Raw genomic sequence first — 22,408 nt, 5'->3', positions numbered from 1 at the left:
AGTGCCTTGTGTAAATTGCTTGTTTAAATACAGGCTTTCGCGTACTCTATGCGACCGATGCGCCGTAGGTGTTATCCATATATATTATTTATTTATCATTTAGTCATCCTATGTACCACTTGCTAATTGTAAAATAGCTGACTATTATTTTTGCTATTGTTCTATCATTCATTTTAATTTGCGGTCAAGAGCAGCTTATTCACGACTACTGTTATATCACTGGTTATAAGAATAACTGTACTGCCCGCCATTGTGCCTTTCACTGAGAGTAACCCATGAGTATCAAGCCTGTGGTCGCCTTAATTGGTCGTCCAAACGTCGGTAAATCTACCTTATTTAATCAGTTCACAAAAAGTCGGCAGGCATTGGTTGCTGATTTGTCAGGACTGACTCGTGACCGTCAGTACGGTGATGCTACCTATGAAGACAAATCTTTTATCGTTGTAGACACTGGTGGTATTGGTGAGGCGGATGACGGTAGCGGCAACATTGATGACTATATGTCTGAGCAATCGCATACAGCGATTCATGAAGCGGACATCATCGTATTTGTGGTAGATGCTCGTGCTGGTATGATCGGCGCAGATGCGGAGATTGGTAAGTTTTTGCACACACTTGGCAAACCAGTCTATGTGGTTGCCAATAAAGTCGATGGTGCTCACGACGCTGCCCCTGCCGAGTTTTATGCATTAGGATTGGGTGAGCCATATCCGATGGCGGCAAGTCATGGTCGCGGTGTCGGTAATTTGCTTGAAATATTGACGGCTGATATGCCTGAGCAAGAGAATGTCGTAGAGCCAAAAGGTTTGAAGTTAGCGATCATAGGTCGTCCAAACGTTGGTAAATCGACGCTAGTCAATCGTCTATTGGGTGAAGACCGAGTAGTGGTTTTTGATATGCCCGGTACCACGCGTGACAGTATTTATATTCCTTATACACGCGAAGGTAAAGACTACGTCTTAATCGATACTGCTGGTGTGCGCCGCCGCGGTAGAATTGATGAAAAAGTAGAAAAATTCTCGGTCATTAAAACCCTACAAGCAATCGAAGACTCTAACGTCACCGTTATTGTTATTGATGCGCATGAAGGTATCGTTGATCAAGATTTGCATATGATTGGCTATGCGCTTGATGCGGGTCGTGCTTTAGTTGTTGCGATTAATAAGTGGGATGGTCTGACAGCTGATCAGAAAAATTATATCAAGATTGAGATGGATCGCCGCTTTAACTTTATCCCTTATGTAAAAGTGCATCTAATCTCAGCCTTACATGGCACTGGTGTGGGTAATCTATACCCGTCTATCTTGCGTGCTTATAAATCTTCGATGTTTGAAGTATCAACCAATCGTTTGACTCAGATTCTGCAAGATGCGGTGACAGCCAATCCACCACCAACGGTTGCTGGTCGCCGTATTAAACTGCGCTTCGCTCACATCGGTGGTCACAATCCGCCCGTGATTGTCATTCATGGTAACCAAACCAGTGCATTACCTAAGAGCTATCAGCGTTATCTTGAAAACCAATTCCGTCAAGTATTTAAGCTCGAAGGCACGCCGCTCAATGTTGTCCTTAAACAAAATGACAACCCATATGCCAACAAGAGCGATACGCCAACCAAAGCGAAGACGCAACAGTTGCGCCAACGCGAGCGTAATCGGGCACAAAAATTTACTACCAAAGATAAGCAGAAATTCACCAATAAAGATAAAAAGCGTTAATTTAGCAAAATGATGACGGTCTTTATATTGTTGTAGTAAATAAAGACTGTTTTATTCTATTGTTCATACTTCTCTGTAATGTGCCATATCATGATGATTATATCGGTCATCATGATATATTAATACGTTGTTAAGTTTTATTAACATGTGATATTTCCCTCACTACTCCTACAAAATACCTGTACTATAATCAAAAGTTTTCTTAACTCAGTTAAGTAATATGAACAACCGTCCCTCTCAAACCATCTCTACGCTTATTTGGCGTTCTGTCGTACAAGCCATTATTTTGGCTGTGTTGGCAGGTTTCTTGATGTCTATCGTTTATGGTTTGTTATACCACTATAAAGAGAAGCGTCAGCATATCCAGCAATTGGCTACCATGTTGACCACCAGCGCATCGACAGCCGATGGTGCTGATATCGTGGCTGAGCAAGTGAGATTCTTGTTAGAAAGTGAACCCAGCATTAGAAGTATTTTATTTTATTCAACACCCAAACCTATTGATGAAGTTAATCAATCCAGAGATGATTGGAAGAATGCTTTATTTGCAGATACTGTCAGCTTCAATTATCCCGTTACCAGTGACGATATCGGTGATGATAGCGCGCTAGATACGTTAAACAGCAGTCAGCAATCGTCCACGACTTTATCAAATGGTGAGCAAGAATCGTCAGCGTCTAGTGAGGCCAATAAAAATAGCGCGTTAGTTGGATATATTAATCTCACTTTAGATGTGAACACCCTGCGTTCACATTGGTTTCGAAGCAATATATTGCTATGGCTTATCACCACGATATTGACGGTACTTTGGGTATTGTACATTCTGCGCAAACTCAAATGGCCAATCAGAGATATTGAAGCTTTGAAAGAAGTCTGTCACATCGTTGTAAAAAACCCAGAGCTTGAGCAGTTACCAGTGATTCCACAGCTTTTTGAATTTCAGGAACTGGTACAAATCAAGCAAACTTTGGCTGTATTGTTTGATCGTTTACAGAAAGTCCAACAAGATTATGAGGCGCTTGCTATTTTTGAGCAGCAATTACACAACAAAGACGTATCCCTCGATGTGCAGCTGCATAACTTTCAAAGCATGATCACCCATGAGTTGAAAACTTCGCTAAATGCTATCGTAGGCGGTTTACAGCTGTTAGATTACGATACCCTCAATAGAGAACAAAAAGATGCGGTTGAAATTATCAGTGACGGTAGTGATAAATTGGTGTCGTCGCTTGATCATATTATTCAATTGAATCAAATACAAAAAGGTCAGATGAGTATTAATTGTATTGCGTTCAATCCACTGCAGTTAATCGCCGATCTGTTGGCAGAATATGAGCCTATTGCTCGGCAAAAAAGGCTAGAGTTGATTAGCCGTATTCATCATATAGACTATGGTCTGGAAGGGGATGCGGAAAAAATAAAACAAATATTATCGATATTATTGAGCAATGCGATTAAGTTTACTCCAGCGGGGCAGGTGACTATTACGTCGCAATTGACTCATTTTGATAAAAGCAATCGCTGGCAAATCAGTGTGAAAGACACAGGTATTGGTATCGATAGCACTCATATCGATGATATTTTTAATCCGTTTTTCCAAGTGGATTCATCACAAACTCGTCAATATGAAGGCTCAGGTGTTGGTTTGCCAGTCGTCAAGCAAATGGCTCAGCTGATGGGCGCTACTATAGAAGTCGATAGTACGTTAGGGTCAGGCACCCAATTCATGCTGACCATATCGATGACCAATAAACAGCAGTCTCGGCAGCAGCATTTATTGGCTGGATTGACTATTATTTACTATTATTATCATGAAGTTGGGTTTTTAGCGAAAGAGCTAGAGCGTTTAGGCGCGACGGTCATTTATCGTCAGCATGAAGCACTGGTTATAGAGGAGATGAGTATAAAACAGGTGAATATGGTGATGTTTGCGGAAGATATTTTTCCAAGTAAAGCTGAGTCGCTAGCCAAGCGTATTCGTCAATTTGAAAGTGAACATCGGGCTTTATTGGTATATTGGTATCCACCACATCGAGCGAAGCAGTTAGATAGCTTTGAGCATGGTTTGAAAGCAGCTGGTGTCGATTACTGTTATAGCGCCACTTATAAAGATAAAGCATTAAGCGACTTGCTTAAGCGCTGGTTGGTATGGACGTAATAGGTCAAAGTATTTGTCACGCTTACTGTACTAACCTCGTTTAATGTAATCCGTTGCCTCTCATTTACTGTAAATAGTTTCGAACATCGTATTTTCGACAAAGGTGCTTGCTTTTAATCTGAAAAGTATGATGAACGAGGGCAAGCTTACTGAGTCTAGTAAATCAGTGTTTATCACAGTTTGATGATGACACTACTTAATAGCAATAATAAAATCTGTGCGGTGAATGAGGACATAAAAAAGACGCCCAGTTTTGAGGCGTCTTTTTTGTCAGTAATGTTCTTGAGAAATAGCTTCTACTAATATTCTCTAAAACAGATTTTGTGCCCAACGTACGACACGCTGCCAAGTGCGGCTCATAAAGCCTGATTGCTCGATATCACTGGTCGCTATAATAGGCACTGAAGCCACCGCTTTACCATCAATAACGGCCATCATTTTGCCAATTTCTTGACCTTTTTTGATGGGTGCTTCTAGGCTCTCAGGAATATCTACCACAGTCGTGATTTTATTTTTTTGCGTTTTGCTGGTTAGAATTTGCAAATTATCCGCAGTAACTAGCTCGACTTCATCAGCTTCACCGAACCAGACCGGAACTTTGCTGACGAATTGTCCGGCAGGTGCTTTGGTGACAGTAGTGAAGTGGCCAAAGCCCCAGTTGAGCAGCTCACGTGATTGATCGGCACGTGCTTGCTGGCTCTCTGTTCCCATAATCACAGAAATCAAGCGCATGCCATCACGATTGCTTGAAGCCGCTAAGCAATAGCCTGCGGCATCAGTGTGGCCAGTTTTTAGACCATCAACGGTTGGGTCGGTTGCAAGTAGAGCATTACGGTTACCTTGAGTAATACCGTTATAGGTGAACTCTTTTTCTGCATAAATACCATAATAGTCGCCGCTATTCTTGATAATAGCGCGTGACAATTTGGCCAAATCTAGTGCTGATGCCTCATGCCCTTCGTCAGGCATACCAGTAGAGTTGACGAAATGGGTATTTTTCATACCAAGCTTTTCTGCTTGCTCATTCATCAAGATAGCAAATGAGGCTTCGCTACCAGCGATATGCTCAGCCATAGCTTTTGAGGCATCGTTACCTGATTGAATAATAATACCGCGTAGCATGTCGATAACACTCGCAGATTTATTTACCGGCACATACATGCAAGACTGGCTGCTACTACCACGACACCAAGCATTTGGACTCATTATGACTTGGTCATCTTCTTTAAGGTCGCCTGATGCTAAGCGCTGCTCAATGATGTAACTGGTCATCATTTTTGTCAAAGACGCTGGCGGTAGCGACTCATTGGCGTTCTTTTGTGCCAAAATCTCACCAGTATTATAATCCATCAATACATAGGCGGTATTATCCATCTCAGGCGGCTGGATGGCTGCGTTTGCCATCACTGCACTCATAGAGATACTCACACCGACTACCAGCTGCACCAGCTGATTTTTTACACGCTTTACTGTCATATATCGTTACACCGCATCATGAAACCAAATGTATCTACCGCTTGTACCTTGCACTAAATCTTATGCATCATTTTAAGTAGCCTGTCTTAAACATTCTGTTTAAAAACAATGTATTAATAAGAGTGGTGATGGCTGAGCGACAGACATAAAATTAACGCCTTATCTTAGCAAAATGCCAACCGATGGGGAATCGATAAATGCAAAAAAAGACCCGATTAAAAAGAAAGAGTGGTAAGAAGTAAACGTTTGCTCAGACTAGGACTGCTACAATGTCTCGAATAGAAATAATTCGACTGTCATAAAAAAGCTTACGGTCATCCTGTTGGTATAAACAGGATGACCGTAAGCTTTTTTGTTACTTATAAGCCTGATGAACAAGCTTATAAGGTGTCGCTAAATAGCCCATAATCAGCGTTCCAAGACAGATAATGCCATGATTTATTGTCATTAATTATAGCTGACTTTATCAATTTAGAATCAATGCTGGGGCATAGCTATTGTAGGGGAGACGATAGGATGTCTGATAAGTAAGCCAATTATAATGTTGTAATTGTTGAGCTTAGTTATGATCCACTACTGGTATTCAGCATTCGCCAAATCTTCGCATAGAGCTTTGTTGTCTTGTTTAGAGAAGCCCATTGTCCAGCTACGAATGCCTTGTAATATCTGGCGATAATCTTGCTGAGTGGATAGATATTGAATCGCTGCTTTTGGATCTTCTAAAGACGGCATCAACTCGTGAAGCTGCACATTATAAGATTTATAAAAGCGCTGTTTTTGTTTGCCATTGAGCATCGGTGGACATATCTCTGATAGCACTTGCATGACCGCAATTTCATGCTTAGTAACATTGATGCCAGACATATCTAGAGGTATGGTTGTAGCAGAATTATTCGCCGCAAAGGATGCTTGAGACAGCATGGCAACAGAGGTTACCAGTCCTGCAACACTAATTTTGGACGCCGTCTTCGCTATCACAGAAGCTATAGATAATATCGATTGATTTTTCATGCAGTATTACACTCGCTTATCTTTAATTAATGGTGATATGTTAATGGGTAAAAAAACAAAAGTCACATAAAATATTGATTTATGTGTAGATATCTTGTGAGCCAAAGCTCTTTTTGAGCAACATATCAGCAGCATAGACTCATAAGTTACGTCAGCATAAAAATATAAGTTTGTATTGTTGTAAGGTGTTGCCTATTGTAACGTCACGCCAAGTTTTTTTGCTGTTATTGATGCAGATATCATCGTGATAAAATTATAAATTGGATAGATTCTGCGCAAAGACAGGGTTCGTGTCAGCGTATTATTAGGGTATAATCGCCCAAAATTATGGTGGCATCCGCGTTTTGCTCTATCAATTTTTTCATATCCATGCTGTGATATAGACACAGTGTCATTTTACTTTGATAGCGGTATGGCTTTTTTAACTTTTATAGTAAATTCAGCTATTATTTGGCGCTTGCCAAATGCTGTGTATAAATACTATTTATGTAGAAAAAGCCAATGTGGATGTCAGCGTCAACAGTATTATCACACAATCTAACCACCATTTTCGGGTCTGATTATAGCAATTTTATGCGGCTAAAGTTCATAAGTGGACAGGCGGTCATTAATGAGTATATTGAGTGAAAATGAAATTTTTAATTAGTAATGATGATGGGATTTATGCACCAGGGTTATTGGCATTATATCAAGCCCTGTCTGCTATTGCAGAGGTGGTAGTGGTTGCGCCAAATAGTGAGCAAAGTGGCTGCGCGAGTGCTTTGAGCCTCTCGATGCCATTATATACTCATCAATTGGATTCTGGTTTTATAGCGGTAAATGGTTCGCCCGCGGACTGTGTACATTTGGCATTGCATGAGTTGTATCCTGATACGCGTTTTGATTGTGTGATTACTGGTATCAATTCTGGCGCCAATCTTGGTCAAGATGTTTTATTTTCGGGTACCTTTGGTGCTGCATTAACCGCACAGCTCTTTGGAATACCTGCCATTGCGACCTCCCTAGTGGGCGGCGGCGTCAAAGGAGAAGGGCAAGAGCAGACCAGTCATTATCAAATGGCGGCAGCTGAAATTGTTAAATTATTCATAGAAACACCGATATTAGATGCTTGCAAAAATTTGCCCTATCATGTATTAAACGTTAATATTCCTGATGTGGATAGTGCTGATGAGATCAAAGGTCGGAAAATAACGGCGTTAGGGCACCGTCAGATTGCGCGTCCTGTACATCATGTGGTCGATCCACGTGGGCGTGATGCTTATTGGTTGTCGCTACGTAAACGCCCACATGAGTTGCCATTAGAAACTGAAGATTTGCAGTCCTCCACAGATATGACGGATGATCAAGCGGTAGCGGCGGGTTATATTAGTCTATCGCCAGTGCGCCTGCATCATACGCCAGCAGACACGCTTAAAACGCTGTCGGCGTTAATGCTATAAATTTACGCTGCCAAAATGCGTCAAACAGCTGGTCAATATCCTGATATTATCTGCACTATTTTTCTTATTTGGCTGCCATTTATCTCATTTTTATCACCATTTTCAAAATGAGGACACGCCTTAGAAAATGGTTTACTATCGAGTGATTGATAAGGGTATTTGCCAAATACTAAACGGTATAAAAGTTAGCAAAATGCTTGTGAGTAACACAAGGAGTTTGTGAGTAACATAAAGAATAGGAAATCTTGTATGAAGAAGCTTATTGCTGGATCGCGCTTTGCAACAGTGGCATTGATAGGTACTTTAACAGCAGCAACGTTAACGATGGTGGGCTGTGCAACCAAGCCTACTTACCAATCAGCCAACCAAGCGGGACCGAAGATTATTACCAATGCACAAGGCGTTCCTAACTACCATCGCGTACAGCGTGGCGATACGGTCAGCCAAATTGCTGAGCGCTATCGTCTCAGTTACCGTCAAATCGGTTCGCTCAATGGTTTGGACAGCAAATATACGATTTATAGTGGTCAATGGCTCAAGCTGTGGCAAGGTACGCCAGCCGATAACAATCGTTATAACGCGCCTACAACGACACAGCCACCGTACAGACCACCTGTAACGAGCATGCCTAATAATAGCTCACAAAGCCCTGTATACGAAGTGACGGCTAACGCAACGTCAGGCTATGAATATCCAAGTCGCAATCAAGTGACTCGTAACTTTGATGCGGCAGCGGGTACGATGGGTATGTGGTTTGCTGGTAATATCGGTGATCCCGTACTTGCTAGCCAATCTGGCACGGTACTGTATTCGGGCGATGGTCTGCCAGAGTATGGCAATCTTATTATGATTCGTCATAGTGATAATTACATCACCGCTTATGCGCATAATAGTCAGCTACTGGTCAAAGAAGGCGATGCTGTACAGCGCGGTCAGCGCATTGCAAACATGGGTAACAGTGGCCAGACCAATCAGGTCGGCTTAGAGTTCCAAGTGCGCTTAAATGGCAATCCTATTGATCCACGTGCGGTACTAGGGCGTTAAACGTGATGCCAAATTGTGACTGATTTGGCAAGTTTAGTGGCTTTATTCAGAGCGCTTGAATTTTAGAGCGCTTGAATGAAACCACCTTAACTAAATCGGTTTATTTGAGTCGCTTTACTTATTCATACTTGAGAATTTTATGATGTTAAAAAAACAATATCTTGCTCTGTTTCCTGCGTTAGTGATGGTTGGGTGTACCAGCCAACAGGCGATGCAAAAACCTAGCAAACCCGTGCGTCAAGGCAACGTTCAGATTACCCAAACTCAAACCATTCAAGTGAAGCCAGCACCGAAGCCTGTCATCAAGCCGCAGCCAGTGGCAAAGCCAAGCTATAACAGCTTTTCTGATTGGAAGTCGGATTTTTCTATGCGGGCGATTTCATCAGGCCATGATGCAGCGACGGTGCGCCGTTTACTTGATACCGCTTATTTAAATCAGCAAGTCATCTCGCTCGACTCAGGACAGCCAGAGTTTTCTAAGATGCCATGGGAATATGTCGATTCTGCCGTATCTGATGGGCGTGTGAGTACTGGTAAGCGTAAGTTCGCCGAGCAACGGGCATTTTTGTCGCAATTAGAATCGCAGTACGGTGTCAATGCAGAAATAATCGCTGCCATTTGGGGCATGGAGTCGTCATACGGCGTGGTGACGGGTAATAGCAGCATACCAAGCTCACTTGCGAGTCTGGCTTATGATGGTCGTCGCCAAGAGTTTGCCGAAACTCAGTTGTTGTCATTAGCGACGCTATTGCAGCGCGGTGATGTGTCTTGGTCGCAGCTCGATGGTTCTTGGGCAGGCGGCATGGGACAGACGCAGTTTATCCCTGATACTTGGCTGAAGCACGGAGTGGATGGCGATGGTAATGGTCACCGTAACCCGTGGGCAACGGGCGATGCACTGGCGTCCACCGCTAATTATTTGAGCAACTCAGGTTGGATTCGAGGTCTAGCGCCATTTTACGAAGCAACTATTCCTGCCTCATTCGATTACTCCATGGTTGGTAGTAAGCAGCCTGCCGCGAGATGGGCGGCGATGGGCGTTGATACGATAGCTGATGTTTATTTGGATGCCAATACTGAAATGGAGCTGTGGCTACCAGCTGGCAAGGATGGTCCTGTACTGCTACTCAGTCCAAACTTTGATGTGATCAAGGTTTATAATAACTCATCGAGCTATGCGCTAGGTGTCAGCTTATTGGGTAAAGCGCTTGCTGGACAAGGCGGATTACAGAAATCATGGCCGCGTTATGAGCGTCCATTATCCACAGCTCAAGTACGAAATTTACAGCAGCGTTTGACCAACTCAGGCTATGACACTAAAGGCGCTGACGGTATCGTGGGTACCAATACTCGGTTGGCGTTTCAGCGCTGGCAAGCTGACAATGGTCAGACTCCAGACGGCTTTATTACTCAGCGTAGTGCGTCATCGTTAGCTTCGTGGTGAAGCAGGTTGATTGCGCTGATTTTGACTCGTATTGATTCTAGGGCGTGTCTTCATTTCAAAAATGGTGATAAAAATGAGATAAATTGCCGTCAAACAAGGAAAATAGCGCAGATAATATCGGGATATTAACCAGCTATTTGACGATGTTTGGCAAGATTTAGCCATTTTTAGCCCATTTAGAGGACTATCGAGTGAATTGAAGACACGCCCTAATATTAGCGTGTTAAAAGAAATTTTTTAACCATCATTTTTGATGGTAATATCAAATACGATGAGCTTAGTGAATAAAATAAAAAAGCACCTTATTAAGGTGCTTTTTTATTTTACGCTATGATTATTTTGCAACAGACCATAATCTTGTCAGATTTTAATAAATAATATGGACACAAGCAGACTGATACTGTGACTGATAAACGCTACACTGTTTGTTTATCAATGTGCTTTACTTATCAACGCGCTATTTATAAGAGCTGGCATTATATTTGTCTGTTCAATATTTTAATATTAGATACAATAGATCCTTTATCCTCATAACGAAGGGCAACGAGCAGTGACATTATGATAGACCAGTCTCTTATGTCCGATATGCTTAGTCCGTTTTGGGTAAGTATTAAGCTTGCTGGTGTCACTACCATTTGTTTATTACTGTTCGCAACGCCTGTGGCTTATTGGCTCGCTAAGCCCAGTCGTAGGCAAGTTGTGGCACGTCTTAAAGTCTTGCTTATGGGCATCATTGCCATGCCATTGGTTTTGCCGCCTACCGTCATTGGCTTTTATCTTTTATTACTGTTAAGCCCTAGTGTCGGTATTGGTAAATGGCTTAGCGAACATAATATCAGCCCCTTGATATTTACCTTTGAAGGTCTTGTCATTGGTTCGATTATTTACTCTTTGCCTTTTTATATTCAGCCTGTCTACGCCCAATTTTTACGTATTCCACAAAGCGTGATGGAAGTGGCACATTTATTGGAGCCAAGCCGTTTCAAACGGTTTCTCAGAGTCGCTCTGCCACAAGCGCGTGTCGGTATTGTACTCGGCAGCTTAATAAGTTTTGCCCATACTATTGGTGAGTTTGGCGTGGTTTTGATGATAGGGGGTAGTATATCCGATGAGACTAAAGTGGTCTCGATTGCGATATACGAGCAAGTAGAGGCACTAAATTACGAGGCAGCGCACATGATGTCTGGGATTCTCATCATTATGGGAGTGGTTATGGTGGCGCTGATTGCTAGTGTAAGCCGGCTGAATCAACGCTCATAAGATTGCAGTTAATACCTATAGCTTGAGTTAATGCGTTAAAATTTATTTATCCATTTTTTTTCATCATATCTAAGTCACTTGAGTAGGCAAATAAAGCTGGTGCACCGCCCGTATGCCAAAATAAGACACGATCGGTTTTCTTGATTTTGCCAGACCGAATCATATCTATGAGTCCGCCCATCGCACGACCCGTATAGACAGGATCTAAAAGTATGCCTTCTGTTTGGGCCGTCATAGCAATGGCTTCATTTTCTAATGTACCAACCACGCCATAACCTTCGCCCACATAATCAGAGTTGAGTGTTAAATCGCTTTCTGTAAACTGATGATCGGCACCGATAAGGGAGGCCGTGCTATTGGCAAGCGCGACGGTATACTGATCAAAAGGCACTTTGTCTGTTTCGCCTTTATCGATATTGATACCTACGATTTGGGCGGGCGAGTTAAGTATTTTTTTTCCAAGCATCAAACCGGCTTGTGTTGCCCCAGAGCTAGAAGCAAAAACGATATGAGTAAATGATAGGTTCATGCTTTCGCGTTGCGATTCTAACTCTTTAAAAGCTTCTACAAACGCTAAAGCACCCAGCTCATTGGAGCCGCCATAGGGTATGACATATGGTTTTTTGCCTTGTTTTGTTAACTGCTCAACGATTTTAGGAATGTCTTCTCCTTTGCGATTGGCGCCTGCCCAGTGAATATGCGATCCAAAAATTTTGTCTAATAAAAGATTGCCACTTATTTGTTCGGGTTCTTCTCCACCCAATACTAAATGGCAGTCAAGTCCTAAGCTTGCCGCCGCGGCAGCAGTTTGGCGACAATGGTTTGATTGTGCTGCACCTGCCGTAATCACGCAATCAGCACCTTGAGCAAGGGCATCACCCATGATAAATTCAAGCTTACGGGTTTTATTGCCACCCAATGCCAGTCCCGTGTTGTCATCTCGTTTCATAAAAATAGTAGGGCCATCAAGCGCTTTACTCAATCTGCTGAGCGCTATCAAGGGAGTGGGGAAGAAGCCCAATGATTGTCTGGGTATGTGGTTATATTCCATATTTTGTCCCTTTTATAATAAAAAAATGCTGAATAATTTTGAAACATAGCCATTGATAAAGTCAGTTAAAAATGATTATTTAGCGGATATAAATAGCCAATAATTATACGTCGTAACAGCCTTATAAAACGTATGAATGCGTATCCAGCTTGAGAATCAGTGGAATCCTAAGGGTTAATCTACCAAATATAAAATGAAAATCCTCATGCAAGCTGTCAATTTTGCATGAGGACTATTTGTTTTATTAACAAACTATTTATTTTAGTGAGAAAGAGTTGAGAGCTGTTTTAGAACTATTCGTCAAACCAATTAGACGGTTAAAAATGAAACTTCACTAGAGCGCTAGGCACATTTTGAGTTGTATCACTGCCATACTTATTTTTCCAATAGCTATATTCCATACCGACCTCTAAGCGATTATCAATGCCTAATAGTGGTTGTAAGTTATACTTTATTTGCGGATTGATATGTAGTTGATTTTTTAAGTCATCATTGTTAAAAGAGTAGTCTACATAACCATCGACCACAAAATTGTTTTTCTCCCAACCGTAAGTTAAGGTGATTTGCTGGTCATCATCAGTATTATCATTGAAGACATGATATAGGGAAGCAGAGGCGTACTTCATACCTGAAATAGGCACATTCAAATCTGCCCCTAGTCCTATCATATAGTTGTCTTGGCTAAAGCCTTTGCTGTTCGAGCCAAACTCATATTGCCCCGCTAGATTGAGCTGTTTGATAAAGCTATCATCGAAAGTTGTGAGCTTAAGCTTGGGCGCAAACTCACCATACGTTTCTTTAAATCTATTGTTTTCAATATCATTTGCGCCTTGATGGCGATCGACGAAGAAAAATACGCCGCCCCAACTGTGGGTAGATGCGTGCTCCAGAGTGATGGTCGTCAATTCTCCGTCTTCTACCAGCTCATAGTCATTACCATACAGTACAGAAAGACTGGTATCGGTGAAAAGCACCTTTGCATGGCTGCTGCTCATCGTACCCAAGGCAACGAGCGCGACTAAAGCCGTGGTTAATGAGCTACTGAAAAATAATTTTTTCTTAATATTGGTTCTACATAATTGGCTAGCCAGTGGCAGGTTTGCAAATAAGTGATAACGCACAGTAATATTCCTTTATATAGAGTGGGTCATCCTAGCAGGCTGGGTATATGACAGAAGCGCGTTTTAACTTCCTGTCAAAACGGGTCAACGCTGCTAAGGATAAAGCGCGGTCAATTTTTGATAGCAATCTAAAACAATTAAGATAAATGCTATCAATATAAGTATTGTCAAAAGTATAAAAAATGCTCCGTTGGCTATATTATCCGCAATAATTCTTAACACTTTGAAACAGTTAAGCATGTTTTATAATGAGTGACAACTATAAGCTGGCTCAAAATAATGGTCTATCAAGCCTTCTAAGTATTTGATATTACCTAAGTTTATGATTTTATTAAATTAACTGACTAAATGGTCAGCTTTATTATTTTTGTAAACAAGGAGATGGGTCGAAGTAGATAGTAGGCTAAACCACTAGCAATAATTATTACGATTCAGAATAGTGAAAAGAGCTGGTAGGGTGGTTGGTGGTTGAGGACAAATGATATGAGAGGCAAGTGAATAAAGGTATGGCAGAATTAATAGACACAAAAAAACCTCAAGTAAACTAATACTTGAGGCGAAACTTGCTTAAACTTTACAGTTTAAATTCGTTTTAGCTTTTTACTAAATATGGCGCAGCGGACGGGACTCGAACCCGCGACCCCCGGCGTGACAGGCTAGACCCACCATTTTTCATTAAATGGTATTAAGTAACATTAACCTACAAAGCTTTATACCAAAAGAGCTATAGATGATTTTTTAGTAGGACGTTTAGCGTACTTTAACATATCTCAATAAGGATAAAATATATATTTTGGTCACTACCATAGTGTATTTATTGGGCATTCATAATATATAAATGCCCAATAAATGGGCTTAGTTATTCTAATTACACTGGTCGTTTTGTCTATTCGCCTCCACTCATATCTATGTTGTTACTATAATCTAAGAAGCCGCAGCATAATCCATTAGACTGGATATAGCTGCATTTTTATTCATTCATTCCTTTATGAAACGATACTCCCAAACACCCTCCAAAATTACTTTCCAATTTCGTATTCTTGACACAACCTGTCATACCTCTACGCTACACTAATGCTTAACCTGTATTTATGAGTGTTAGCAATGATCTACCTAGAAAAGTTCTTAGGGAAAAAGTGTAGAGGTAAGAGACTATTAAGCGATCTCTCTATAACACGGCAACTGCCTCAAAACATTCCTATTTGGTTTGAATTTAATTCCGGTCAACGTATTAATCTGAATAGCAATATAATTATTGAGGACACAACAGGTTTATACCAGTTTTTGCGACATTGTGGACAACGTACTATTGCTAAACAAATTAATGTGAGTTCTAGGTTTGTACTGGTACCGCGTATTCATGCTCCTATTGTTTTTTATGAAAGGGATTATCATAATTGGCAACTTTAATATTGTGTTACTTCTTTGAATTAGCTTTGCTATGTAAATAACATAAACATAAACATCAACAACTTAGATAAATATTGACATAAGAGCATTAAATATTGGTTGAGAAATCTAGATAAAAGTGCATAATTACATTTCTGTATGGTTCATGTAATATTATTATAATTTTTTATATAGTTTGAACCGAGTAAAAGTAATGGAATTAAAAAAGCATGAACGTCTTGCATACCGCTTATCTGATATTATCGTTAGACTCAACAACGGTGAACGTTTAGATATTTTTGAGCTAGCGAATATGTATAAAGTATCTATTCGCACCCTAAAAAGAGACTTTCAAGATCGTTTAACTGTCTTAGATTTTAGTGAAGCAGGTCCACAGTTTTACTGTCTCAATGCCAAAAAAATTGGATATTTAGATATTGCTGATATCAAACGCTTCGCTAACTTTGCCAGCGTCCAAGATCTCCTACCAAAAATTGACCGCCAGTTCTTTCAAGAACAACTCAATCAAAGCATACTCGTTAAAGGTTTTGCTTATGAAGACATTAGCGCGCGTACTAATGAATTTAAAGCCATCAATCAAGCCATTACCGACTGCCAATATATTGAATTCGATTACTGTAAAATCAGCGGAAGTGCTAGTGACAGTAGCAGCAAACACCATCATTTAGAGCCTTATCACCTACTCAATAAAAATGGTATTTGGTATGTAGTTGGTTGTCGCCATGGACAAACGCGGACATTTTGCTTTACCCAAATAGCTAACCTGCAAGTCAATAATAAGACCTTTGCATACTCTGAAGATATCAAAGAGAAAATTCTTGGTACGGACAGCTTGTTTTTTGGTAATCAAATCAGCGAAATAGTCTTACAAATCGATGCGAAAGTTGCTGGATATTTTGAGCGTCGTGATCTACTACCCAATCAAGAGTTGCTACGAAAACTTGATAATGGAGACTTACTTCTGATATGCAAAGATGTACACCCAAGAGAAGTTGTCCCAATCGTTCAATATTGGATACCACATATTCGTGTGATTACCCCTAGTAGTGTTCAAACACAAATGCAAGACCTGCTCGAAAGTTATTTAGAAAAGCTCTAAAAACCCAAACATTAATTATTGAAAAACTTTAAGGCGAAATGATGAGTATTGTGAATAATGGAATGACAAAATTGGCGCTTAATGGTTATAAAGATGATGCTATTAAAATATTGCAAACCCAGATAAGCATGCTTTCAGATATCGAGTCTGACATATTAAGTAAAGAAGAGCAGTCAAAAAACGATGATTCTAAAAGTGAAGGTATTTTAACCCAAGAGACCTGTAAAGAGTTCAAGCAAGTTCTGAAAGGTGAGGTTCATAAGCTACAAAATTTTGATGTTGTCTTAGCTGTTGTGGGCACAATGAAAGCTGGTAAATCCACTACTATTAACGCTATTGTGGGCCGTGAAATACTACCTAACCGCAATCGTCCGATGACATCTCTTCCTACTTTGATATGCCACAATAAAGAACAAAAAATACCCAAATTAACTTTTATTAGCAAGCCGATTAACGACTTCTTAGTTGACGTAAATAGTGCATTAGATGTTTATAGCATTGAAAACCCAAGTCCAGAAATCGTTGAGCTAATACAGTTCATTCAACAAAATAAAAATAGCTCATTCAATGATACGTATAACGGCGAGACAGATATCTTTGATTTTTTGCAACGTCTAAATGATTTAGTCCGTCTCGCTGCAACGATAAACAGTATAGCGGATGATGAAGTATTAAAATTTCCCTATGATAGCTATCAAAACATAGATGCCTTACCAATGATTGATGTGGCATTTAAGCTACAAGATGATTTTGAGACGAATGGGCGCTTTATGCTGTTAGATACAGCTGGGCCAAATGAATCAGGTCATAGTGAGCTTTTAGGCCTTCTAAGAGAGCAGCTAAAGCGTAGCTCAGCGGTTATGCTAGTTTTAGATTATACGCAGCTCAATTCTGAAGCTGAAGAAAGTATAAAAAATGAGATAGAAGCCATTCCTACTATCCAAAAATCAAGACTGTTTGCTTTGGTCAATAAGTTTGATCAAGAGTCAGCCAATGCGGATGACGCTGAAACTACTAAAAAACATATTTTCAACAACCTACTCAAAGACAAAATTCATCTGGAGCATATCTATCCTATATCAGCAAGAGATGCTTATTTAGCCAATCGGATGGAAAGTTATCTATTAGAGAATCAGAATAAACCTGACTATAAAGAAGGGACTTGGATAGAGGACTTTGCTAAGCAAGTATTGGGTAAGAGAGCAGAACAAAAATATGAGAAAATGGACGTAGAAGACATTTCTGAAGAGCTAGGAGCATTGATAGACGATAGTCACATGTCAGAGCCCTTAACAGATGTTATCCTAAATATGCAAAGAAACGCCCCTTATATCGCCATTCAGTCTGCTCTAGCAGGAGCAAGCGATGTGTTCGAAAAACTACATAATTTTTTCAACATTCGTGGACATTTTGCTGAAAAAGAGAAGATGACTGATGAGGAGATAGCTGAATTAGAGAACACCATAAAAAAATTAGAAAAGCAAATTAATGAATCAGAAGTACTGTCTGAAGATATAAAAAAAACCTTTTCAGACATAAAACAAAAAGCAAAGGAAGAAATGAAAAAAAAAGAAGAAACTAGAAATATTATGTCAATCATAGATAAAGAGCTGATTGACATGTTTGATATGGAAGCGGATAAAAACCAAAAAGAAGCTAATGATATAGATAAAACTATAAATAAGACACCTCTACAATGGATTAGTAAATTAGAGTCATCAAAAGATCGAAAGATAAAGTTAGAAGCACTTGATAAAGCTAAAGAACTTGCAAAATCCAGTAAACATGCACTAGTTTTTTCCACAAAATCTGACCTTGATACTTTTCAAGTAAGCGTAGAATCAATGACATCTGATTTAATTCAAGAAGTCATTAACGAATACAGCTCTATACTAGATGAAAGCATAGAAGATACCCAAAAAATAACCACAAATCTATATGGAAAATGTAATAACTTATTAAATAACTTGCAAGATGAATTTAATAGAGAAGGTCTAAAAGAGCTAAAAATAGAAAGTATAGATTCGAGTATAAAACAGAATCAAAACGGTGTATTAAAAAACTTAAACCTAAATGTTTCATACAAAAAAATTAGCGAAATTAGAAATGAAAACGGAATAACATCGGGCATTAGAAGAAAGCTTGGAGGTTGGTTTGGGAAGACTTGGGGGACTTATGAAGTTGATATAGAAACTTACACTATCAATAAAAGAGATATGAACAATAAAATAAAAGTTACTATAAAAGAAAAAATTATTGCTCCATTAGGCAAAGAGATTGAAAGCACATTATCAGAGCTTTTGGATAAAAACATTACTTCTATTGATAAGTTTAATGAGACTATAAAGGATGTAGTGGAAGAAATGAACAATGCTATTATCCAAGAAAAAATGCCTGATTTAGAAGAGAAAAAGCAATACAAGGAAAAAATTGTAAAACTTCAAAAATCTAGTCGGCAGACTGAAGAGAACTGGGAAAATCTGTCTGATAAGTTTACGGTTGAGAAAGTATACACTCAACTTAAGGGCGATATCGCTGCTTAGTTTACCTCTGCAATTATACGAAAATTATTATTTATGACTTAGAGCATTAAAAGGAAGTGTTTATTGTGAACTTATCAACGTATCAGCAGTCTATAAAAGAAAACATGCCTTACCTAACGGATAAAATGGTCATTGATTTTGTTAATGGCTTAGATGCTGCGTCAGAACTAAACAGCAAAACCATGCAGCCGAGTAGTTTTTTCTCTCGAAACTTATCTTTAGTGTCTGGTAAGACTCAGCAGGCGCAAGCAAATATCAATGATCACCTTATCGTTGGTTTGGAAGCTTGCCAGCATTATTTTCATGAAGTCATGCAATCACAAGACAGTCATACTCATGCCATTCTTGATATTCATCAAAAGCTCAAGAATACTCAATTGGGAGTGTCTGAGCTGACTGGTTATGTCTTAGATTTTCAGCAACAGATTGAACAGCGAGTATGCCAAGTTAGTAACCGATTGGATAGGCTCGAAAGCTATGGCTATGCTTATACTCAAATGGGTCACGTAATTGCTAAATTAAAAGCTGAGAAGTTTTCTAAACTATCTCTTTTAGGACAATGTTATACAACTTTAGATACCTTATATTGGGGTGACTTTGGTTTATACCTTCGCACTTATAATGATGATAAGAAGAAAGATGAGCTGCTAGAAACTTTAGAGAATGAGCTTATAGCTACCTTTAAACAGAACCTTCAGATTGGCGCTAAAGAAGATTTACATCAAAGTGAGTGGTTATCGTTACCTAATGAGCATCAGGAGACTCATGCTTTACAGCATGCCTTATCGTATCAAGGTGATTGGAGCGAACAGGCACCTAATGAGTATCCTATCGTATTCATGGCTACCCAGTATCATGATTTACCAGAGGATAAAAAACCCGAGTATAAAAATTTAAGTCTGAATATGATAGATATCAATAGAGTCTCTAAACGTATGATTGGTGAGATGAATAATCGTATAGAGAGTTCTAGACTAACAGGGATTGGGTTATGAATAACGAACTGTTAAATACTGAATTTAATAATAAGGTTGGTTTAGTACTATCAGGTGGCGGTGCAAAAGGCGCTTACCATGTCGGCGTTGTTAGAGCAATTAATGAAATGAATATAGGTATCGATATGATATCGGGTGCCAGTATTGGTGCACTAAATGGTGCTGTACTTGCTTCAGCACCTAATTTTACCGAAGGCGTTAAACGTATAGAAAATCTTTGGGATAAATTACCCCATCTTAAGCCTATTCAATTTGATAGCAACGCTCTGACGTCTAGATTCAAAATTAAATCTATCTCAAACAGTAAAGTCAATTACCTCATTTATTTCACTCTACTATTATCAACTGGATTAAGGCTTAGTAGCCCTATTGGGTGGTTAAGCTTTTTATTCATGGGTCTAAAAACTTCAGATATAGAAAATGTCCTTAAAGATGATACTTTGAGAATGATGTTAGAGGAATATTTAGATATAGAGCATCTACAACATTCTATACCTTTATATGTTTCAATTTTCAAACAACAGCACAGTGGCAAAGCATTTAAAGATTTATTTTTAGCTATTAAAGATGTTGTTAAAGTGGAGCTCGCAGGAATAGACAATGCTCCTTCAGAATTTAGACACATACAATCTTTATCATTAGATGAGCAAAAAGAAGTGCTTTTAGCCTCTGCTTCAGTACCTCTGTTTTTTAAAGCATTCAATAGTGCTCAAAATGAGCGTTATACAGATGGTGGGCAAGGGGGTTATCTTAAATCACAGGGAAATACACCAATTACTCCATTGATAGAAGCTGGCTGTCGCCATATTATTGTGACGCACTTAGCTGATGGATCACTATGGCATCGCCATGACTTTCCTGATACCTCTATTATAGAGATCCGACCTAGCATTGAAATAGGCGGTACGATGGCAATGTTTGACTTTTCAATTGAAACAGTTGATAGATTAATTCAAGCAGGCTATAAAGATACTATGAAGGCTTTGCAAAAGGTAAAGCTTAACTTGAATAGTGTTCATTCAATGCGCCAAAATACCACACTACTCGCAAGTACGTTAAGTGATACAGAGGGAGACGATGCATTGGAGAATGCTATGGAGAGATTACGGAGTAATAGCTAATGCATAATGATAGTAGTACCTCTCACCAGACATTAGAGAGCCTCACACAGTACTATCAAACCCAGAAGTCTAAATTTTCTGATCCATTTCGCTTGCGTATGCATCGCTCATTAAGTTGGCTGTCTAAGGCAACGAGCGTCAATGATGACGACATACGTTTCATCACTCTATGGATTGCGTTCAATGCAGCTTATGCTCGTGAAGTAGCCTTGTTTACCACTAGTTCAGAACGCAGTGAGTTTAGACGCTTTATACAGCTGATATGCCGTTTAGACATTGACCAGCAAGTCTATAAGCTAGTCTGGGAGAAATATTCCGGTAGCATTCGTATATTATTGGATAACCAATATACATTTCAGCCATTTTGGGATTATCAAAATGGTCTGATTAGTCAGCAAGCATGGGAAGAAGATTTTAAACGTGCCAAAGATAAAGCTCACCGTGCACTTAGTAATACAGATACAGATACAGTATTGGCGGTAGTATTTGATAGGTTATATACCCTGCGTAATCAAATAATGCATGGCGGTGCCACTCATAACAGCCAAGTCAATCGTTCACAAATCAAGGATAGTGGTGCTATCTTATCTGCTATCTTGCCGTTAATGTTAGAGATCATGATGGCAAACCATAGCAAGATGGATTGGGGAAAGCCCTTTTATCCAGTCGTAAACTAGCGATTATTTTAGTGTAAGCTTCTTACTATAAACAGTTCAGTTCAGTTCAGGACTAGTTTTTGCCGCCTCATTCCTAAAAATTAGGCTCTGTCAGTACTATGGTCCGATGTTGATACATGCCCTACCTAAGGTTTCAGTTAAAGTGTTATATTGCTCCTCAGAGCTGCCCAAAAAATTGCAAGGTCTATTAACTTCTAGTTTAAAGAACTTTGATAAAACAATCTTATAACTATTCATATCGTAACTATTGGTTCTCATAGAGGATTACTGTGATTTTTAATTGTGTTGCGATCCATATCTAACAGTTCGGAGTAATCAGCTTGGCGCAAGTAGTTCCTCCTATTATCAAACACCTCGTTCCAAATACTACTATTATAATCTTGAGTAATTTTTCTTAGTGCTGATTCTATAGAGCCAGGCCTTTTGAGCGAGATTAAAGACATAGATCTAATAAAGTCCATAAAAATAAAATCAACTACATCTTGATTGAAATCCTTTTCAATACGCTTTTTATGTTCAGTGTTAGTATTATCTTTAGACGTCTTATAACTGAGAAAAAGCGTATTACTTTCATTAAGTTCTCTAAGATTAAATAGAGGTGAAAAACAACCTCCAATCAATAGATATTTATTAGCACCTTTACTTATCAGTGAGACATTATGGATAGGTAGACTAGGGTAACAATCAAATCTATCGCTTATCAGCCTAAGATACTCTTCTTGCCCTCCTGCAACATATGCTTCGATAATCAACTCATAGAGTTTTTTAGCCAATGGATGTAAGTCAATTTTAGTAATATTCTTAAATCTGATGGTTTTTGCGGATAAATTCATTTTATTTA

Annotated in this window: 16 protein-coding genes; 11 read left to right on the top strand and 5 right to left on the bottom strand. The window is 39.4% G+C overall.

What is annotated here, in order from left to right:
- Window positions 1–275: 275 nt before the first annotated feature.
- Window positions 276–1,718 carry a ribosome biogenesis GTPase Der gene (gene der / locus ACT3S4_RS09650; RefSeq protein ID WP_055124475.1) on the top strand — a complete coding sequence of 481 codons (1,443 nt, stop codon included), beginning with the start codon at window positions 276–278 and terminating at the stop codon, window positions 1,716–1,718.
- A gap of 220 nt (window positions 1,719–1,938) precedes the next feature.
- Window positions 1,939–3,876: a sensor histidine kinase gene (locus ACT3S4_RS09645; protein ID WP_444760962.1), complete on the top strand. Its 1,938-nt coding sequence runs from the start codon at window positions 1,939–1,941 to the stop codon at window positions 3,874–3,876.
- Between the two features lie 309 nt (window positions 3,877–4,185).
- Here the strand turns inward: ACT3S4_RS09645 and ACT3S4_RS09640 are convergent, their stop codons facing one another.
- Both ACT3S4_RS09640 and ACT3S4_RS09635 read right to left on the bottom strand, forming a co-directional pair.
- Entirely contained in the window at window positions 4,186–5,352 is a 1,167-nt protein-coding gene (locus ACT3S4_RS09640) for a D-alanyl-D-alanine carboxypeptidase family protein (protein WP_045444873.1), read from the bottom strand.
- A 573-nt stretch (window positions 5,353–5,925) separates the two neighbouring features.
- On the bottom strand, window positions 5,926–6,363 hold the full coding sequence (locus tag ACT3S4_RS09635) for an MCR_0457 family protein (protein WP_201559921.1): 438 nt from the start codon (window positions 6,361–6,363) through the stop codon (window positions 5,926–5,928).
- A 629-nt stretch (window positions 6,364–6,992) separates the two neighbouring features.
- On the opposite strand from ACT3S4_RS09635, the gene surE reads away from it, so the two are divergent.
- From surE to modB, 4 genes are all read left to right on the top strand, one after another.
- Window positions 6,993–7,802, top strand: coding sequence for a 5'/3'-nucleotidase SurE (gene surE / locus ACT3S4_RS09630; RefSeq protein ID WP_444760961.1), 810 nt, complete (start codon window positions 6,993–6,995; stop codon window positions 7,800–7,802).
- 249 nt (window positions 7,803–8,051) lie between these two features.
- Window positions 8,052–8,846 carry a peptidoglycan DD-metalloendopeptidase family protein gene (locus ACT3S4_RS09625; protein ID WP_250163880.1) on the top strand — a complete coding sequence of 265 codons (795 nt, stop codon included), beginning with the start codon at window positions 8,052–8,054 and terminating at the stop codon, window positions 8,844–8,846.
- Window positions 8,847–8,985: 139 nt separating this feature from the next.
- Window positions 8,986–10,290 (top strand): lytic murein transglycosylase, encoded by a 1,305-nt coding sequence (locus tag ACT3S4_RS09620; protein ID WP_250163881.1) that lies wholly within the window; start codon window positions 8,986–8,988, stop codon window positions 10,288–10,290.
- A 558-nt stretch (window positions 10,291–10,848) separates the two neighbouring features.
- Window positions 10,849–11,550 carry a molybdate ABC transporter permease subunit gene (modB, locus tag ACT3S4_RS09615; RefSeq protein WP_250163882.1) on the top strand — a complete coding sequence of 234 codons (702 nt, stop codon included), beginning with the start codon at window positions 10,849–10,851 and terminating at the stop codon, window positions 11,548–11,550.
- A gap of 46 nt (window positions 11,551–11,596) precedes the next feature.
- Here the strand turns inward: modB and ACT3S4_RS09610 are convergent, their stop codons facing one another.
- Together ACT3S4_RS09610 and ACT3S4_RS09605 are read right to left on the bottom strand one after the other, a co-directional pair.
- The gene (locus tag ACT3S4_RS09610; RefSeq protein ID WP_444760960.1) at window positions 11,597–12,601 is read right to left on the bottom strand and encodes a D-cysteine desulfhydrase family protein; all 1,005 of its coding nucleotides are present in this window, start codon (window positions 12,599–12,601) and stop codon (window positions 11,597–11,599) included.
- 317 nt (window positions 12,602–12,918) lie between these two features.
- A complete protein-coding gene (locus ACT3S4_RS09605; protein WP_444760959.1) occupies window positions 12,919–13,722 on the bottom strand; it encodes a DUF5020 family protein in 804 nt (267 codons plus the stop codon).
- A 1,603-nt stretch (window positions 13,723–15,325) separates the two neighbouring features.
- Between ACT3S4_RS09605 and ACT3S4_RS09600 the strand changes: the two genes are divergently transcribed.
- The 5 genes from ACT3S4_RS09600 (at window position 15,326) to ACT3S4_RS09580 (ending at window position 21,567) form a co-directional block, all read left to right on the top strand.
- Complete coding sequence (locus tag ACT3S4_RS09600) at window positions 15,326–16,231, top strand: helix-turn-helix transcriptional regulator (RefSeq protein ID WP_444760958.1); 906 nt, start codon at window positions 15,326–15,328, stop codon at window positions 16,229–16,231.
- A 41-nt stretch (window positions 16,232–16,272) separates the two neighbouring features.
- A complete protein-coding gene (locus tag ACT3S4_RS09595; protein WP_444760957.1) occupies window positions 16,273–18,774 on the top strand; it encodes a dynamin family protein in 2,502 nt (833 codons plus the stop codon).
- A gap of 65 nt (window positions 18,775–18,839) precedes the next feature.
- A complete protein-coding gene (locus ACT3S4_RS09590) occupies window positions 18,840–19,769 on the top strand; it encodes a diguanylate cyclase regulator RdcB family protein (protein WP_444760956.1) in 930 nt (309 codons plus the stop codon).
- Window positions 19,766–20,890 carry a patatin-like phospholipase family protein gene (locus ACT3S4_RS09585; protein WP_444760955.1) on the top strand — a complete coding sequence of 375 codons (1,125 nt, stop codon included), beginning with the start codon at window positions 19,766–19,768 and terminating at the stop codon, window positions 20,888–20,890. The genes ACT3S4_RS09590 and ACT3S4_RS09585 overlap by 4 nt, the downstream gene beginning before the upstream one ends.
- On the top strand, window positions 20,890–21,567 hold the full coding sequence (locus tag ACT3S4_RS09580) for a hypothetical protein (protein ID WP_444760954.1): 678 nt from the start codon (window positions 20,890–20,892) through the stop codon (window positions 21,565–21,567). Before ACT3S4_RS09585 ends, ACT3S4_RS09580 begins: the two co-directional genes overlap by 1 nt.
- 254 nt (window positions 21,568–21,821) lie before the next feature.
- On the opposite strand, the gene ACT3S4_RS09575 is transcribed toward ACT3S4_RS09580, so the two are convergent.
- A complete protein-coding gene (locus ACT3S4_RS09575; RefSeq protein WP_444760953.1) occupies window positions 21,822–22,400 on the bottom strand; it encodes a hypothetical protein in 579 nt (192 codons plus the stop codon).
- Window positions 22,401–22,408: the final 8 nt, after the last annotated feature.

Source organism: Psychrobacter sp. AOP30-A2-5 (genome assembly GCF_052378115.1).
In the GTDB taxonomy this organism is placed as follows: domain Bacteria; phylum Pseudomonadota; class Gammaproteobacteria; order Pseudomonadales; family Moraxellaceae; genus Psychrobacter.
This window is presented reverse-complemented; position numbering and strand designations above follow the sequence as displayed.

Bases quoted from the DNA above. Each gene is read 5' to 3' on its own strand.
- der (WP_055124475.1), top strand. From the start codon at position 276: ATGAGTATCAAGCCTGTGGTCGCCTTAATTGGTCGTCCAAACGTCGGT.
- ACT3S4_RS09645 (WP_444760962.1), top strand. From the start codon at position 1,939: ATGAACAACCGTCCCTCTCAAACCATCTCTACGCTTATTTGGCGTTCT.
- ACT3S4_RS09640 (WP_045444873.1), bottom strand. From the start codon at position 5,352: ATGACAGTAAAGCGTGTAAAAAATCAGCTGGTGCAGCTGGTAGTCGGT.
- ACT3S4_RS09635 (WP_201559921.1), bottom strand. From the start codon at position 6,363: ATGAAAAATCAATCGATATTATCTATAGCTTCTGTGATAGCGAAGACG.
- surE (WP_444760961.1), top strand. From the start codon at position 6,993: ATGAAATTTTTAATTAGTAATGATGATGGGATTTATGCACCAGGGTTA.
- ACT3S4_RS09625 (WP_250163880.1), top strand. From the start codon at position 8,052: ATGAAGAAGCTTATTGCTGGATCGCGCTTTGCAACAGTGGCATTGATA.
- ACT3S4_RS09620 (WP_250163881.1), top strand. From the start codon at position 8,986: ATGATGTTAAAAAAACAATATCTTGCTCTGTTTCCTGCGTTAGTGATG.
- modB (WP_250163882.1), top strand. From the start codon at position 10,849: ATGATAGACCAGTCTCTTATGTCCGATATGCTTAGTCCGTTTTGGGTA.
- ACT3S4_RS09610 (WP_444760960.1), bottom strand. From the start codon at position 12,601: ATGGAATATAACCACATACCCAGACAATCATTGGGCTTCTTCCCCACT.
- ACT3S4_RS09600 (WP_444760958.1), top strand. From the start codon at position 15,326: ATGGAATTAAAAAAGCATGAACGTCTTGCATACCGCTTATCTGATATT.
- ACT3S4_RS09595 (WP_444760957.1), top strand. From the start codon at position 16,273: ATGAGTATTGTGAATAATGGAATGACAAAATTGGCGCTTAATGGTTAT.
- ACT3S4_RS09585 (WP_444760955.1), top strand. From the start codon at position 19,766: ATGAATAACGAACTGTTAAATACTGAATTTAATAATAAGGTTGGTTTA.
- ACT3S4_RS09580 (WP_444760954.1), top strand. From the start codon at position 20,890: ATGCATAATGATAGTAGTACCTCTCACCAGACATTAGAGAGCCTCACA.
- ACT3S4_RS09575 (WP_444760953.1), bottom strand. From the start codon at position 22,400: ATGAATTTATCCGCAAAAACCATCAGATTTAAGAATATTACTAAAATT.